This window comes from Paenibacillus sp. JT22N7, from assembly GCF_059383875.1.
The window spans coordinates 678,349-695,258 of record NZ_JBXENY010000003.1 but is presented as its reverse complement, the minus strand read 5'-3'; the positions used below and the strand labels follow the sequence as shown (position 1 = coordinate 695,258).

15 protein-coding genes are annotated in these 16,910 nt (G+C 49.9%); 13 read left to right on the top strand and 2 right to left on the bottom strand.

The features are described 5' to 3' along the window. The first annotated feature begins 78 nt into the window (after positions 1–78). The 7 genes from AC50Y5_RS11480 to AC50Y5_RS11450 all read left to right on the top strand — a co-directional run bounded on the left by AC50Y5_RS11480 (position 79) and on the right by AC50Y5_RS11450 (position 8,033). The gene (locus AC50Y5_RS11480) at positions 79–1,596 is read left to right on the top strand and encodes an ABC transporter substrate-binding protein (protein ID WP_494860741.1); all 1,518 of its coding nucleotides are present in this window, start codon (positions 79–81) and stop codon (positions 1,594–1,596) included. A gap of 77 nt (positions 1,597–1,673) precedes the next feature. Further along, entirely contained in the window at positions 1,674–2,591 is a 918-nt protein-coding gene (locus tag AC50Y5_RS11475; protein WP_494860626.1) for an ABC transporter permease, read from the top strand. 17 nt (positions 2,592–2,608) lie between these two features. After that, positions 2,609–3,532 (top strand): ABC transporter permease, encoded by a 924-nt coding sequence (locus tag AC50Y5_RS11470; RefSeq protein WP_056035529.1) that lies wholly within the window; start codon positions 2,609–2,611, stop codon positions 3,530–3,532. A 21-nt stretch (positions 3,533–3,553) separates the two neighbouring features. After that, complete coding sequence (locus AC50Y5_RS11465) at positions 3,554–4,528, top strand: ABC transporter ATP-binding protein (protein WP_056035532.1); 975 nt, start codon at positions 3,554–3,556, stop codon at positions 4,526–4,528. Further along, complete coding sequence (locus AC50Y5_RS11460; protein ID WP_494860739.1) at positions 4,528–5,517, top strand: ABC transporter ATP-binding protein; 990 nt, start codon at positions 4,528–4,530, stop codon at positions 5,515–5,517. The genes AC50Y5_RS11465 and AC50Y5_RS11460 overlap by 1 nt, the downstream gene beginning before the upstream one ends. Before the next feature lie 31 nt (positions 5,518–5,548). Continuing rightward, a complete protein-coding gene (locus AC50Y5_RS11455; protein ID WP_494860623.1) occupies positions 5,549–7,585 on the top strand; it encodes a S9 family peptidase in 2,037 nt (678 codons plus the stop codon). Beyond that, a complete protein-coding gene (locus tag AC50Y5_RS11450) occupies positions 7,575–8,033 on the top strand; it encodes a hypothetical protein (protein WP_494860622.1) in 459 nt (152 codons plus the stop codon). The genes AC50Y5_RS11455 and AC50Y5_RS11450 overlap by 11 nt, the downstream gene beginning before the upstream one ends. 54 nt (positions 8,034–8,087) lie before the next feature. Here the strand turns inward: AC50Y5_RS11450 and AC50Y5_RS11445 are convergent, their stop codons facing one another. Next, positions 8,088–8,945 (bottom strand): alpha/beta hydrolase, encoded by an 858-nt coding sequence (locus AC50Y5_RS11445; RefSeq protein ID WP_494860620.1) that lies wholly within the window; start codon positions 8,943–8,945, stop codon positions 8,088–8,090. A gap of 106 nt (positions 8,946–9,051) precedes the next feature. Next, positions 9,052–10,893 carry an extracellular solute-binding protein gene (locus AC50Y5_RS11440; protein WP_494860618.1) on the bottom strand — a complete coding sequence of 614 codons (1,842 nt, stop codon included), beginning with the start codon at positions 10,891–10,893 and terminating at the stop codon, positions 9,052–9,054. 192 nt (positions 10,894–11,085) lie between these two features. Here AC50Y5_RS11440 and AC50Y5_RS11435 point away from each other — a divergent pair, with 192 nt between their 5' ends. The 6 genes from AC50Y5_RS11435 (at position 11,086) to AC50Y5_RS11410 (ending at position 16,652) form a co-directional block, all read left to right on the top strand. Then, positions 11,086–11,616: a hypothetical protein gene (locus tag AC50Y5_RS11435; RefSeq protein ID WP_494860617.1), complete on the top strand. Its 531-nt coding sequence runs from the start codon at positions 11,086–11,088 to the stop codon at positions 11,614–11,616. 69 nt (positions 11,617–11,685) lie between these two features. After that, a complete protein-coding gene (gene hisA / locus AC50Y5_RS11430) occupies positions 11,686–12,441 on the top strand; it encodes a phosphoribosylformimino-5-aminoimidazole carboxamide ribotide isomerase (RefSeq protein WP_494860615.1) in 756 nt (251 codons plus the stop codon). Between the two features lie 30 nt (positions 12,442–12,471). Then, positions 12,472–12,750: a DUF2277 domain-containing protein gene (locus AC50Y5_RS11425; RefSeq protein WP_056035556.1), complete on the top strand. Its 279-nt coding sequence runs from the start codon at positions 12,472–12,474 to the stop codon at positions 12,748–12,750. Positions 12,751–12,935: 185 nt separating this feature from the next. Then, entirely contained in the window at positions 12,936–13,136 is a 201-nt protein-coding gene (locus AC50Y5_RS11420) for a hypothetical protein (protein ID WP_056035559.1), read from the top strand. A gap of 110 nt (positions 13,137–13,246) precedes the next feature. Continuing rightward, complete coding sequence (locus tag AC50Y5_RS11415; RefSeq protein ID WP_056035566.1) at positions 13,247–14,479, top strand: aminopeptidase; 1,233 nt, start codon at positions 13,247–13,249, stop codon at positions 14,477–14,479. Between the two features lie 448 nt (positions 14,480–14,927). Further along, complete coding sequence (locus AC50Y5_RS11410) at positions 14,928–16,652, top strand: proline--tRNA ligase (protein WP_494860612.1); 1,725 nt, start codon at positions 14,928–14,930, stop codon at positions 16,650–16,652. The last annotated feature ends 258 nt before the right edge of the window (positions 16,653–16,910 follow it).

Below are 16,910 nucleotides of genomic sequence, written 5' to 3'. Positions count from 1 at the left end.
CAAACTAAAACGAATTTCAGGAGGCTGTGCGATTTGAAAAGATGGTATGTACAGGGCTTTGCAGCAATAATAGCGGTTATGCTGGTTGTTACAGGATGCGGCAATGCCGCAGAGACGAAAAATGAGACGCAAACGAATAGCGGGACGGCTAGCGCTCCAGCTGGTGCAGACAAAACGACTTTAACGATCGCTAACTCGACGGATATCGAAAGCTTCGATACCCACAACAACAACAATACGATGAGCGAAGCGGTACTCGTCAATGTGTTTGATTATTTGCTGAAAAATGACGACGAGCAAAACAAAGTGCCCGTGCTTGCCACTTCGTGGGAGCAGGTCAATGATACAACATGGAGATTGAAGCTGCGCGAAGGCGTCAAGTTCCACAACGGCGATCCATTCACAGCGGCGGATGTAAAGTTCTCGCTTGAGCGTGTCGCAAAGGATACCACTTTGAAGCAAAACACCTATTACAAGCATATTAAAGAAGTCAATGTTATTGACGATTTTACGGTTGATATTATCACTGAAACGCCAGACCCGATTATGCTTAATCGTTTGTCCCGTATGGGTGCAGGCATTTTGCCTTCCAAATATATTGAGGAGAACGGCATGGAAGCTTTCTTGAAAGCTCCGGTAGGCACAGGCCCTTATAAATTTTCCAAATGGACGAAAGATGACCGCATTGAGCTGGTGAAAAATGCCGATTATTTCGGTGGAACACCGAAATGGGAAAATGTTGTTTTCCGCTCCATTCCTGAAGCGTCCACTCGTGTATCCGAGCTGCTGACAGGCGGCGTTGATATTGCTGCTGGCGTTCCGGCAACGGACATTGCCCGTATTGACGGCGTCGATGGCCTGAGTGTAGAACAAGCGAAAATTCAGCGTGTGCTTCATATCATTATGCGCATGACTGAAGGTTCGATTACTGCTGATCCGAAGGTTCGCGAGGCGATTGATCTTGCGATCGACAATCAGGTTATTATCGACAGCATCGCTGGCGGCGCAGGCATTCCGACTAGAACGTCGGTTACCCCTGGCAACTTCGGTTCAGATCCGAGCTTGTATGATACGTTTGAGTACGACCAAGAGCGTGCGAGAGCTTTATTGAAAGAAGCTGGTTATGAAAATGGCGCGAAAGTATCGTTCTCAGCTTCTGTACAATACAAAGAGGTGGCCGAGGTCGTAGCAGCGATGCTTACGGATGTAGGCTTTGAAGTTAATTTGGAAATTTTGGAAGCCAGCAGCTTCAGCGAAAAGCTGAACTCGAAGAAATTCAACGAGCTGTTCCTGCTGGGCGTAGGAAATTCCTTGTTTGATGCCTCGAACAATTACAATCGCTTCAAGAAAGAAAATGCGGCAGGCGAGACGGATTATAACAACCCAGAAGTAGAGGAGCTGCTGCAATCGGCGCTGCAAAACATGGATTTAGCTGACCGTGAGAAACAATACCAGAAGGTTCAACAGCAATTTACAGTTGACCGTCCTACTATTTATTTGTATCAAATGAAAGGCATTTACGGCGTCGGAGCAGGCATCAGCTATACGCCAAGGCTCGATGAAATGTATTATGCGGAAGACATTACGCTAAAATAGCATCAACTATAAAGGGGGGAATAGCGTTCTATTCCCTTCCTTTTGCTTTAATCTATTACAGGGAGAGGGGCCGTTCAGTGGGCAAATACTTGATCAAATCTTTGCTGCAAATGGTGCCGGTTCTATTTCTCATATCCGCCATCGTTTTTGTGCTTGTGCATGTGACGGGTGACCCGGTCAATCTGATGCTGCCGGAAACGGCAACAGCGGAGGATCGGGCCGTTCTGTCTGAGGCGCTGGGTCTGGACCGGCCTCTATATGTTCAATTCGGCCTATTTCTCTTTAAGGCAATCCAGGGAGATTTCGGACATTCCTTCCATTACGGACAATCAGCTTTGCCGCTTGTGCTGGAAAGGTTGCCTGCAAGTTTCCAGCTTGCTGGAGCGGGAATGCTGATTGCAACGCTGATTGCGATTCCACTGGGCATTATTTCGGCGCTGAAGCGCAACACTTATTTGGATCTATTCATTTCAGGCTTGTCTGCGCTTGGCAAAGGGATGCCGAATTTCTGGACGGGCATTATGCTGATTTTATTATTTTCGGTCATATTAGGCATTTTCCCCGTTTCCGGTAAGGGCGGGCCGGAGCATCTTGTCCTTCCGGCCATAACGCTTGGAGCCGGCATTGCGGCGCAAATGACGAGGCTCATTCGAGCAAGCATGCTGGAGATTTTGAATCAGGAGTATATTCGTACGGCGAGAAGCAAGGGGCTGCTGGAGACGATCGTTATTTTCAAGCATGCGCTGCGCAATGGACTTATTCCCGTCGTTACAATCATGGGCCTGCAATTTACAAGCCTGATCGGCGGGACGCTCGTAACCGAGACCGTGTTCTCATGGCCGGGGCTTGGACAACTGCTCGTGTCGGCCGTCAATACGCATGATATGTCGATTGTACAGGCAGCCGTATTCGTCATTGCCATCATCGTATTGGTTGTGAATTTATTAACGGATATTGTATACCGGTATCTGGACCCACGCATTAAATACAGTTAAAGCCAGAGGTGAGGCAGATGTCGTTATTATCCAAATCGCAAGCGGATGGCTTGCTGGGCAAGCGGTCCGAGGAAACGGAAAGCCGGTGGCGGCAAGGCATAAAGTCGCTTTTGAAAAGCAAGACCGGTACGCTCGGTATTCTGATTGTACTCGCCGTGTGCATCATTGCTATTGGCGCGCCATTGTTTGCCACCCATGAGCCAGCGAAGATCAGCCCGGCGCAGCGGCTGCTTCCGCCGATGTGGCTGGAGGGCGGCACGCATGAGCATTTTCTGGGGACGGATAATTTGGGCAGAGATATTTGGAGCCGAATTGTTTATGGCTCGCAAGTATCTTTAATCGTCGGCATTGGTGCCGTTATGCTGTCAGGTGCAATCGGAGCGCTTCTGGGCTTGCTTGCAGGCTTTTATGGCAAATGGGTAAATGCCATTATTATGAGGGTCGCCGATGCCTTTATTGCTATTCCGGCGATTTTGTTTATGCTCGTTGTACTCGCCGTACTTGGACCGGGACTTGGAACGCTAATCTTCGTTATTGGCGTAACTAACTGGGTCTCCTATGCGCGGGTTGTCCGCGGGGAAGTGCTCAGCGTGAAGGAACGGGATTTTGTAAAAGCTGCGAGAGCGCTAGGCGCACGGAATGGGCGGATTATTTTCACCCATATTTTGCCGAATGTATTGTCATCCTTCATCATTATTTCCACGATGAGCGTGGCTACAACGATTATTATGGAAGCGTCACTTAGCTTTCTAGGGCTTGGCATTAAGCCGCCTGCCGTTTCCTGGGGCGGGATGCTGAGCGATGGTCGCCAATATTTGGCTACTAGCTGGTGGGTTGCTACTTTTCCGGGGCTTGCCATTACGATTACGGTTCTAGGCGTTATCTTTTTCGGAGATTGGCTTCGCGATATGCTGGACCCTCGCATGAAATCGAAGGAATAAGAAGGGAAATGAGGGAGCAATATGCCGACACCTTTGCTGGAAGTTAAACATTTGCAAACGAGTTTTAAAACGGACAAGGGCGTTATCCCTTCAGTGAACGGCGTTTCCTTCTCCGTCGAAGCGGGGGAAACGCTAGCTATAGTAGGGGAATCAGGCTGTGGAAAAAGCGTTACGTCGCTTTCCATTATGGGTCTTATCGCATCTCCAGGTACTATAACGGGCGGGGAAATTACATTCCAAGGGCGCGATCTGGTAAAGCTCTCTCGCAAGGAGCTGAGAAAGCTGCGCGGCAACGAAATGTCGATGATTTTTCAAGAGCCGATGACATCGCTTAATCCTGTATTTACAATTGGCAATCAGCTGGCGGAAGTATTCCGCGTCCACCAAGGCACAAGCAAAGCGGAGGCCAAGCAGAAAAGTATAGATATGCTGCAGCGTGTAGGCATAGCTAATGCTTCCAAGCTGGTTCGCCAATTTCCCCATCAGCTGTCGGGAGGGATGCGGCAGCGGGTTATGATTGCGATGGCGCTTGCCTGTGAGCCGAAGCTGCTTATTGCCGATGAGCCGACAACGGCGCTGGATGTGACGATTCAGGCGCAAATTTTAGATTTAATTTCAAAGCTCAGCAAGGAACAGCAGACGGGCGTTATTTTAATTACGCATGATTTAGGCATTGTTGCGGAAATGGCGGATCGGGTCGTCGTTATGTATGCAGGGGAAGTTGTCGAAGAAGCATCGGTCATCGATCTGTTTGCTGCTCCGAAGCATCCCTATACAGTCGGTCTGCTCGGTTCTTTGCCAAGAATGGATGAGCAGAGGGAGCAGCTAGCGTCAATACCCGGCATGGTACCTAATTTGCTGGACATGCCAAGTGGTTGTCCTTTTCACCCTCGCTGCTCCTATGCAGGCAGCGAATGCATGGTAATAAAACCGGAGCTTGAGCGAGTTGGCAATGGTCATTATGCGAGATGCCTGAAAAGCGAGGAGGTGTCATGATGAACCAGAGTGGCTTTAATGCGGCGCCCCTGCTGGAAGTGAAAGATTTGCGAAAGCATTACCCCTTGAAGCGGGGCTTGTTTGCCCGAGGCAATGAGTATGTCCGAGCAGTAGATGGCCTCAATTTCACGATTAATCAAGGGGAAACACTGGGCATCGTCGGGGAGTCCGGCTGCGGCAAATCAACAACGGGCGAGATGGTAGCGCAGCTGCTTGAGCCGTCGTCTGGCGAGATTTGGTTTGAAGGCAGGCGTCTTACGGGAATGAATGAGCAGGACATCCGACAGGTAAGGCGAGAGCTGCAAATTGTTTTTCAAGATCCATACGCCTCTCTGAATCCAAGAATGACCGTTAAAGATATCGTTGGTGAGCCGCTCAAAATTCATGGTCTGGCGAAAGGGCGCGAGCTGCAAAGTGAGGTAGCCCAGCTGCTGGAGACTGTGGGCCTTGGAGCCCATCAGTTGGACCGTTATCCCCATGAGTTCAGCGGCGGACAGCGCCAGCGAATCGGTATTGCAAGAGCGCTCGCGCTTAAGCCGAAGCTGATCGTCTGCGATGAGCCCGTATCGGCGCTGGATGTATCGATTCAAGCGCAAATTTTAAATTTGCTGAAATCGCTGCAGCAGCAGTTTTCACTCACTTATATTTTCATCGCCCACGGCTTGCCTTCCGTGAAGCATATTAGCGATCGCATTGCGGTCATGTATTTAGGGCGGATTGTGGAGCTTGCTGACCGTGACGACTTGTTTGCGCGGCCAAAGCATCCGTACACGCAGGCTTTGCTGTCGGCCGTTCCTGTACCTGATCCGACGATCCGCAAGGAGCGGATTGTGTTGTCTGGCGAACTTCCGAGCGCTGTTAATCCGCCGACTGGCTGTGCCTTTCATCCTCGCTGCCCTTATGTGCAGCCTATATGTAAAATTGAAGCGCCTGCCTTGGAGCCTTCCGGCTCCAGACATATGGCGGCCTGCCATTTTCCGCTTAACTAGACTAAAGCTAAGATCAAGAGGAGGCGCTTATATGCCTGAGCCTAAACGCTTAATCGAGCCTGAGGATTTATACCATTACAGCTGGATCAGCGATCCGTCCATTCATCCGGTGACATCTTCAGTCGCTTATGTGTACAAAGAAATCGATCAAGATAAAAATGATTATAAGACGCATATCCGCGTCGTAACGATAGATGGCCAAGAGGATGCTTCATTAACGGATGGTTCCAAGGATTTCGCACCGAGCTGGTCGCCGGATGGGCTGAAGCTGGGCTTTCTGCGGGTGAACGAAAACGGCAAGCAGCTGTGGCTGGCAGATGTGAGCGCAGGTACTGCTGCCCAGCTTACTTCGGCAAAGCATGGCGTTGCTGCTTTCGTCTGGTCGCCAGATGGGAGCGCAATCGCCTATACGAGCCGAATAAGCGAGGAAGAGGCGCAGGGAAAGCTCACAAAGGAAGAAATCGTCAAGCAGGAAAGCCGCCGCGGCCGAAGCTACGAGCGGACGATTCCGAAAGCGGAAGGATCAGGCTGGTGGGATGGCAGATACAGCCAGCTGTTTCGGGTTGAGGTAACAAGCGGAGAAGTGACGCAGCTTACGTCAGGCAGGTTTAATGTATCACAGCCCGTGTGGACGGAGGATGGGAGCAAGCTTGCTTTTTTAAGCAAAAAAATAGATGATCCCGAGCTTGACCCGGATTTAATCGCCTATCAGGATTTGTTTACAGTCAGGGCAGTTGGCGGAGAGCTTTGCCGGATTACGGATCGTTCACTGAGCATCAGCCAGTTCAGCTATTCGCCGGACGGCAGCATGATTGCGTTAATTGCCGAAGACCGCAAGTATGGCAGTGGCACTCAAAGCAACATTTATACAGTGCCAAGTAGCGGTGGAGCTCCTGTCGCATGGCAGGAGACGGATGTTCAGGTCGGCAATTATATTTTGAACGACATGCGCACGGCTGCGGTTATGCCCGGCCCGTTGTTTGCTAAGGATGGAACGAGTGTATTCGCATTAGGTACGCATCATGGACAAGCCCAGCTTTATTGGTTCAGAGAAGCTGGAGCACCGGAGCCGGTCTCATCGGGGGAACGCGACATTTACCAGCTAGAGGAAACCATAGATGGCCGTTACTTTATTATGCTGTCTATGGATGCTCATGGATCAGGCGAGCTTTACCGTTTGGATCGACTGAGCGGAGAGGAGCTGCGGTTGACGTCATGGAATAAGGCGGCAATGGAGGAGCTGGACATTAGCATTCCTGAGACGTTATGGTTCGATTCCACGGATGGCGACCGTATCCAAGGCTGGATGATGCGCCCGCCAGCACTCCCTCAAGGCGGAAAGGCGCCGCTGGTGCTCGTCATTCATGGCGGCCCGCATGCGATGTATGCGCCAACCTATAGCCATGAACTTCAAACGCTAGCTTCCGCAGGATACGCAGTTCTCTATGTAAATCCACGCGGAAGCTTCGGTTATGGCCAGCGCTTCGCGCAGAGCTGCCGAGGAGATTTCGGTGGCGGAGACTACCGCAATTTAATGGACGCCGTCGATGCGGCGCTTGAACGCTTTGATTTTATCGATCCTGAGCACTTGGGTGTCATGGGTGGAAGCTATGGAGGGCTAATGACCAACTGGATCATTTCCCAAAATAACCGTTTCCAAGCGGCTGTGTCACAGCGCTGCATCTCAAATTGGCTTTCCTTCTACGGGACAAGCGATATTGGCATTTCCTACACAGAAGGCATCGTAGGTGGGAACCCATGGGAGCAGCAGGGCTTGCTGTTGGAAAAATCGCCACTGACCTATGTGAGCCAAGTGAAGGCTCCGGTGCTTATTATGCATGGTGAGCAGGATTTTCGCTGTCCAGTCGGCCAATCTGACGAGTGGTACACCGCACTTAAGCGGTTAGGCAAGCAAACGAAGCTCATTCGCTATCCAGGCTCTAATCACGCCTTCCTTAAAAGCGGCAAGCCCTCTTATCGCGTGGAGGCACTCCGTGAAGTAAACGCTTGGCTGGGCAAGCATCTTGCCGCAACTGCTCAAACAGGGGGCGCGCCAGATGAAGCATAAAATACAATTGCCGCTGCCGATTGCGTTGCTCATTGAAAACTGCCGGACTAGCGGCGAATCGGATGCGCATATTGCGGCTTGTATACGAAGCAAGGATTTCTCCTCCATTATCGATCGAACGGCAGAGCCTTCAATGGCATTCGTAGAGCGGGTCCAGCTTGCAGAGGAGCTGCATATTGATTTGGAGGAAGCTTTCCGCAGCGGCTATGAATTCGGTTTTTTGCATTTAAATGGTTTGAAGAAGCTGCTTCGTTTCCGCTTCGGCCTTCAAGCGGAGCGGGATTACAGAAGCGTGGATGATGGAGTGCGGGGTTTTGTACTGGATGAGCACGCAGCAAATGAGCTGCAAGCTCTTATCCATCGGCAGTGGCAGATCGTTCAGTATAGGGAAGCTGATGATAGCGGGAGACGCTTGTTCTCCATTCATTTAAAGCAGGAAAATTATTAATAAAGTATGGAGGGAAGGGCAGCCGGATGGCTGCCTTTTTTTCTTTGGTACAGGTTAGTCTCTTCCCGCCTCATATAGCTTTTGCGCCAGCATGCGCGGCTCGGTTTTTGCGGTAGAAAAATGATCGCCATGCCCATAAATTAGTCGGAATAAGCCCAGTCTGCTCGACATGTGAGGATGCCAGCCATACATTTGATTATATTGCGGCATAACGTTGTCTACCGTGAAGTACAGATAGCTTCTGGGGGTAGTCAGGCTGTAAAATTTTTTGAGATCCAGCTTTTCATAAAATGGGCCAGCGGGCTCCGGTGTAATTTGGCTGTACACATGTTTGGCAAAACCGAGGCCTGCAAGATTGACGAAGGTTTCTCGAAAAAAGGGAAATGGCAGCATAATTGTATTATCCTTGGAGCTTTCTCTCAGCTGTTGAAAAAAGACCTGGGCAGCCGGCTGAAACTCGTCCGCGACCATTTCCCCGTCATTCAGCACGAAGGCATTGAAAAATACGAGCCGTTTCAGGCGGTCCGGTACAAACTCTGCCACTTTTTGAACTAAAGAGCCGCCAAAGCTATGTCCCACTAGGACAATTTGCTGCAAATGATGGGCGATAATGAAATCTGCAATCGAGCGCGATAACATCCCGTGGGTCACGGCTTTGTTCGGATCCTTGCCGTGTCCGGGATACTCTGGCGTATACACGGTATGGCCCATTTTGCGCAGCTCAGCAGCTGATTCGTCCCAAAAACTGGCATCCGCCCAAGAGCCGTGAATAAGCACAAAGGTAAGCGGCTGCTGTGGTTCGGCTGTTTGTACTTTCATATGCATCGCGGCATGATGAGGCTGGGCTTGCCAGCCATTCATCGGATACGTGCGATAAGGATCGCGATTATAGCTTGCATAAGTAGCATTCATCTTCATATTCCTCTCAGACTAAGATGCTCCACTATATGCCCAGACGTGTAAATAGGTTAATGCTCGGCAAGACTAGCTGCCTGTGAAAATGCGACTAGCCAGCCGCTCACTTGGCTGGGACTGCAAGATGGGTATGGATATCGGCGATCATTAGCTTATATTCTTCGCTCGCGACAAGAGTGGCGATATAACGCTCCCATTCCTCAATCGTTGCTGCCCCCATAATCACTTTAATTTTAAACATCACCAGCTTATTGTTTAGATCGGCATATTTGCCTTGGCTCCAGAAGCTGTTAAGCTGAGGCAGCGTCGTGTCGGCATAAGAGGTTTTACGCCACTCGGCAACGGCAGCTTCATAAGTGCTCCTTACATTGGCAGGCAACGCTGCTACACTTTGATTGCCTTTCAGCATATCGGTTTGTCCGAACAGATGATTGATGGCAGAATAGTCCGCGGCACCAAGCTCGGCAATCGCTCCCCATTCGTTTTTCTCCGTCATTTCATAGCCGCGATTCAGCCAGTTCAGCATCAGCCCAGGTTCGGTTCTCGTCATGGCGCTAATGATATACATCCCATTTCCCTCCAGCTTCCATGGGGCAATCGCTGGGCTTGCTGAAGTAGCCTGAATGCCGGAAAGCGGCACCCACACCGCTTGTCCAGCAGAAAGCTGGGCTGCTTCGGTGACGCTCATGGCAGCAAGGCCAGTGAGATTTTCACTCAAGCGGTCTTGCGTCTGTTCCCCAGTTCTAACGGCGAATTCTTTGTCCACCAGCCCATCGCGGTAAGCGTGAGCGAGCCATTTCAGCGCCTGTGCTTGTTCAGGCGCAGCGGCATGATCAATCAGCTTGCCGTCTTTCATGGAGAAACGGTCAGGGCTTCCTGTAAAAGCTTGCTCGACCCAAGTTAGCGTACCTAGTCCGGCGGCAAAGGTATAGCCCGATAATCCGATTGTATCCTGTTTGCCATTGCCATCCGGATCGTTAAACGTAAATTGCTTTAATACCTCATATAGTTCATCCATCGTTTTGGGCTGGGCTAAATTCAGCTTATCCAGCCAATCCTGCCTAATGGCTGGGAAGGGCGCGTCATGCTGATCGCCAGGGCGGGCAATGCCATAAAGCTTGCCATTAATGACTCGGCCGCCCAAGGCGTTATTGCCCGCAAGCGCCTTTAAGCGCGGATAAGCATCCAACTGCTTCGTCAAATCAACCGCAAGGCTCTCCAGCAGCTCATCGTTGTACTGGTACGGATCTTCAAGCAGCATGATAGAAGCGGGATCACCCGCAGCGAACAGGACGGTTGTTTTTTCCTTATAAAATTCCGGATCAGCCAATTGCAGCCGCACATCGACATTCATATTTTCCTGCATATATTTAAGCAGCGGCATAGGTGAGGCTACCGTGCCGTCATTTGGCTTTGTCATCACGCTAAATTGCGGGAGAGCATGCGGATCGCTCACAAATGCCGTTCGATGGAAGGCGTCCCAGGTGACGCTGAGGCCAGATGCTTCTGCAACGAGCCTCAGCGGCAGCCAAATCATTTTTTTGTCCAAATAAGGGGCTGTTTTCAAATGGTTTATCCGTTTGCCACCGATCTCCATTTCCTTGCGATCCGCCCAAAATACGAGCCCCAGCTTGCTCGGATGTTCGGCGGTTAACCGCTTCTCACCAGCATGCCAGGTGAGCTTGTAGCCGTATCCTTCCAGAACGGCTTTTCCGGGAACCATTATTGTTCCTTCTATCATTCGCGGAGGAAGAGGAAGGCTGACAGTCGTATTTTGAAAAGAGACGGAAACTTGCGAGCGCGCCGTATTATTTTCAGAAGCGGTATCGTCCGTCCATGGGCTGGACATGCTGGCAGAAACGTCAGACACAGCGGTGAATGCGGTTACAGTGGCGACTAACGTCAGACCAGCAAGCTTGGTTACGTGCAAGAAACGTCGTTTCATAAGTTATCCTCACTTTCAGTTTAAATAATTCCAATAATTACTAGACGTAATTTAGGCCAAAAGGTTACCGTTTTATTCAAATAATTGGCCATAAAAGCGGAATAATTCGGATTAGTCGGTTGGAATCCCGTCCAATAAAATTTATAATGGAAGGGACAAGGCAAGCGCCTCTATACATGTAGGAGGAAATGAATGATGGAAAGAGCGAAGGAGCTGTTCCTTCTGCATTTCGGCAGCTTTATGAGCATGCGCCAGGCAGGCGTTTATGAAGCGTACAAGCAGTTCGAGATTGATAGGGAAGTAGAAATCGAGTGGTATAACGAATGTATAGACAGCTGCACGAAGCAATTGTCAATTCGAGACTGGGATGCGGCTGCATCGCTGCTGGCCATTGTGAAGGTACACAATAATGAGCGAATCATAAAAAATGTGGTCGCCTTCGTTACGAAGCAATTAATGAGTGCGGACAGCATCGTCAAGCTGATGTACGCCGAGCATATCATTGAAATGATTAAGGCGATGCGCCAAACGATTTCCGATTCCGTCCGCTTTGAGGCTTATGAAGCAGTGCTTCATTTGCTAGAGGATATTATGAAAAAGCCGCTGGTTGTTGATCCGGGGCATGAGCTGTCCCTTTTTCAGCTGAGAGACAAGAGGTCGCTTAACAATCGCGCGCAAATCAGCATCGATACGATCAAAAACGATGGTTACTGGAAGGAATAACAGCTTTAAGGCATGTGCAATGAAAAATAATACGAATTTATAATTCGTCTCAACTTTGGGGGAATCACATTGAAATTCAGACCTTGCATAGATATGCATGATGGAAAAGTGAAGCAAATTGTGGGCGAGACGCTCAGTACGGACAAGCAGGCGGTCGTGGAAAATTTCGTTTCCAGCCATCATTCCGCTTATTATGCCGAAATGTTCAAGAAGGACGAGCTCGTTGGCGGGCATGTCATTATGCTGGGCGGCGGCAACGAAGAGGAAGCGGTTCGCGCCCTTCAGGCGTATCCGGGCGGCTTGCAAATTGGCGGAGGCATTAATGCAGGCAATGCCCAGCACTACCTTGCTCAAGGCGCATCGCATGTCATTGTGACCTCTTACATTTTCAGCAATGGACAGCTTAATAAAGACAACCTGGAGACGATCGTCGCTGAAGTTGGCAAAGACAGATTAGTTATTGATTTGAGCTGCAAAGAGCGTGACGGCAAGTGGTATGTGGTGACGAACCAATGGACGCAGTTCAGTAATTTTGAAGTGAATGAAGCTAATATTCGCATGCTGGAGCAATTTTGCGATGAGTTTCTCATTCATGCTGTTGATGTGGAAGGCAAGCAGAGCGGCATCCAGCAAAGCTTGGTGAAGGCGTTGGCGCAATGGGTGACAATCCCTTGTACTTATGCGGGCGGCGCTCGTTCGCTGGCTGACCTAGAGCTGTTCGAGAGCCTCTCTGGCGGTAAGCTGGATATTACAATCGGCAGCGCATTAGATATATATGGCGGTGCCTTGCCTTACGAGCAGGTTGTTGCTTATTGCCAGAGCTAGTATGCAATCAATGACAGGAGGAGAATGAAAATGTGCCGAAACATTAAGCCTTTGTTTAACTTTGACCCTCCAGCAACAGAATATGAAATTATGGCAGCCTCGCTGCAATTTGTCCGCAAAATATCCGGCTATAACGCACCCTCGAAAGCGAATGAAGAAGCCTTCCGCATCGCTGTTGCAGAAGTGGCGGCTGCGGCAGAGAAGCTGATGAGTTCGCTTGTGACGAATGCCGAGCCGCGCAATCGTGAAATCGAGATGGAGCGCGCCCGCGCCAAATCGGCCAAACGTTTTGGTACAAGCAACGAATAAAAGCATAAATCAGCAGGAGATTGAGGGATGAGACTTGTACCTCGATCTCTTTTTTTAAAATATAGAGAAAGGATATGATGTTCCCATCTTTTCTCTATATTTCTACGCGAAACGGTGGCTTTGCCGCCAGAGGACGGCGACAGCCGTTTACGCTTGTGATAAGGGAAGGGGCTGGGGGTTCGCGTATGAAGTGGAAGGTTGTCGCTAATGGGAACAGTTATTTAGTTTGCCGTAAAACGTGGCACTCGCCTTTATGGATGGGGATTGTCAAGAAAGACATTCGCAGCATCACGATTAATAATCGCTCCTTTTCAGTTGAGGTATTTGCCGACTGTTCGACGTCCCAGCTTGCGCATAAGCTTCTAATGCTTGCGGAACGGCCGTAGGCTGGCCGCATTTGAGATCATCCGTAAAGATGATTATAATGAAAGTAAGTTCGCGATTGTTTTACAAATGTGCTTTACACAATTATCCAAATGAAAAGGGGAATTTACATATGTATCCTACACAGCAGCAATTAGAAAATTATGCGGCACTGGCCGTTAGAACGGGCGTCAATGTCCAACAAGGACAGACGGTTGTCCTGATGACGCCAATAAGCGCAGCTCCGCTGGCTCGGCTGATTGCCATGAAGGCTTATGAAGCAGGAGCGAAGCATGTACAAGTGGAGTATAACGATGAGGAGCTAGCTCGCATTAAGTATAAGCTGGCGCCAGAAGAGGCTTTTGGCGAATACCCAATGTGGCGCGCCAAGGCGTGGGAAGGGTATGTGGAGCAAGGGGCGGCGTTTATTACTATTTATTCGCCGAATCCTGATCTGCTCACGGGAGTGGATGCCAATCGGGTGGCGACAGCAACGAAAGCCGCATCGACTGCGCTCAGCGGCTATCGCGGTGCACTGATGAATCATTCGAACGCATGGACGCTTATTTCTTACGCGACACCAGAGTGGGCAGCTAAAGTGTTCCCGGATGTATCGCCGGAGGAGGCGGTGCAGAAGCTGTGGGAAAGAATTATTGAGGCGACACGCATTGGCCTGGAAAACCCGATTCAGGCTTGGAGCGAGCATAATGCCAAGCTGCTGCAAGTGGTGGAGCTGCTTAATGGCAAGCGTTATCGTCAGCTGCGCTATCAGGCGCCGGGTACGGACTTAACGATAGATTTGCCGGAAGGCCACATCTGGCTAGGCGGAGCCAAGGCAAATGCCAAAGGCGTGCTGTTCAATCCGAATATGCCTACTGAGGAAGTATTTACGATGCCGCATAAGGATGGCGTGAATGGCACGGTTCGCAGCACAAAACCGCTCAATTACAACGGCCAGGTTATTGACGGCTTTTCCTTGACGTTCAAGGATGGCAAGGTGACGGAATATTCGGCTGAGAAGGGCTATGAGGCGTTATCGCATTTGGTCGGAACGGATGAAGGGGCGGCGAAGCTCGGTGAAGTGGCGCTTGTGCCACATAACTCGCCCATTTCCAATTCTAATGTTATTTTCTTTAATACCCTCTATGATGAAAATGCTTCCTGCCATTTGGCGCTGGGGCAGGCTTATCCGGTTAATCTTAGCGGCGGCACGACCATGTCACCGGAAGAATTGCTTGCACATGGAGCGAATCGCAGCTTGGTACATGAAGATTTTATGATCGGTTCAGCTGAGATGAACATTGACGGCATCACGCAGGATGGATCGGCAGAGCCTATTTTCCGGGGTGGCAACTGGGCAATTTAAATGTCTAAAGCAAAAGGAGCGGTCCTGGTGAGGGCCAGAGGGCCACTCCTTTTTTCTTAAACGCTTGTCTTAATAAAGTTTTTTTAAAAAAAGCCAACCTCTTGACTCGTTTAATCATTTCAGTTATTGTAATGTAAATTATAAAGCTTTTATCATAAACATCATGCAATAGCGTTGACCAAGAAAGAAGCGCTCCAGCTTCGCTGTCCAGAGAAGAAACCCACCGGCTGCAAGGTTTCTCGCTGCGAACGAGCCTTCTCCTGCCTTGCGAGCTGTGACGGGAATTCAACCGTTGCCGGTACATGCCGTTATCATGTTTGAGGATCGCCAGGCTTGCTGTTGGCTTTGTGGTCAAACTAGGGTGGTATCACGACACATTCGTCCCTGACGATGTGTCTTTTTTGTTTTTTCATACTAAATGATGGTCGAAAAAAGGGGAGTGCGGCTCATGCGCCAAAGTCAATTATTGCTTCATACTTTACGAGATTCACCTGCGGACGCCGAGGTGATGAGCCATCAGCTGATGCTGCGCGCCGGATACATTCGCCAGCTTGCTGCGGGAATTTATACATATTTGCCGCTTGGAAGGCGCGTGCTGCGCAAAGTAGAGACGATTGTGCGGGAGGAAATGGACAGGGAAGAAGCTCAGGAGCTGCTTATGCCTGCGATGCAGCCGGCTGATTTATGGCAGAAATCCGGGCGCTACACCGCCTACGGCCCAGAGCTGACTCGATTGAAGGACCGCCACGAGCGTGAATTTGTATTAGGACCAACACATGAGGAGGTTATTACTTCCTTAGTAAGCAACGAAATCAGCTCTTACCGGAGGCTGCCCGTCACCTTGTATCAAATTCAGACGAAGTTCCGGGATGAGCGGCGTCCGCGCTTCGGCCTGCTGCGCAGCCGGGAATTTCTAATGAAGGATGCTTATTCCTTTGATACCGATTGGGAGGGACTGGACGCTTCCTATTGGAAAATGTACCGTGCTTATGAACGAATTTTCAATCGTTGCGGCGTTAATTTCCGTGCAGTGGAGGCGGATGCTGGAGCCATCGGAGGAGAAGGCGGCACGCATGAGTTTATGGCGCTTGCGGATATTGGCGAAGATACGATTGCGGTGTGCGACAGCTGCGCTTATGCTGCCAATTTAGAAAAGGCGGAGTCGGCGGCCGCGTCGTTTGAGGCGAAGCAAGAGGCCGAGACTATGAATAGCGAGCAGCCAGTGGAAAAATTTCATACCCCTAATATGAAGACGATTGATGAATTGGTTCAACAATTGGACGTTAAAGCAGCTGATATCATCAAGACCCTAATTTGTCTCGTCGATGACCGCTTAGTTGCCGTTCTCATTCGAGGCGATCATGAAATGAACGATATTAAAGTGAAAAATGCGCTTGACGCCGAAAACGCAGCTATTGCCGATGCCGATACCATTCAGCGGCTGACAGGAGCGCCTGTAGGTTTTATTGGCCCGATCGGTCTCGATCTTCCATTGCTCATTGATGATGCGGTTATGAAAATGACGGCTGCCATCGCCGGGGCGAATGAACGGGACTACCACCATCGTCACATCGTTCCTGCGCGGGATTTCGCTCCCCAGCATATTGGCGACTTCCGGAGCGCGGCCGAAGGAGACGGCTGTCCGCGCTGTGTCGAAGGGAAGCTGCAATTTTTCCGCGGCATTGAAGTGGGGCATGTGTTCAAGCTGGGCACCAAATACAGCGAAAAGCTTGCCGCTGTTTTTCTCGATCAAGCAGGCAAAAGCATGCCGATGATTATGGGCTGCTACGGGATTGGCGTATCGCGCATGTTATCCGCTGCGATAGAACAGCATCATGATGCGGCAGGAATAGTATGGCCGCTGGCACTTGCTCCGTACCACGTACATCTGATTCCGATATCCGTGAAGGATGAAACGCATATGAAGGTAGCCCAGCAGCTTTACAATGAGCTGCAAAGCAGCGGGGTGGAAGTATTGCTTGATGACCGGGAAGAGCGGCCAGGCATAAAATTCAAGGATTCGGATCTGATCGGCATTCCACTGCGAGTGGTTATTGGCAAAGACGCGGAGCAGGGGAAAGTTGAATTTGTTCAGCGCAAGGGCAATCAGAAAGAGCTCATCACGATCGAAGAGGCTGGCGAACGCATTCGCCAAATGGTATCGGAGAAATAGTAAGATAAGACTTTTAACGGATGTAACTAACCTGAGCAGCTGAATGTATGTTTATTAAAATATAAGCTGCGTCATTAAAGAGCATTCTCGCAAATGAGAATGCTCTTTTTTACGCTGCCTAAAACTAAGTGATGCGAAAAAATACGTTCAAACTATTTTCCTATCATAAAAGTGTTTTAAAATGCAACTAATTAGTCGAATTTTCTGAGTTTATTAAAATAACTGTTGCTAAAAAGGTCATATTGATTTACACTCACT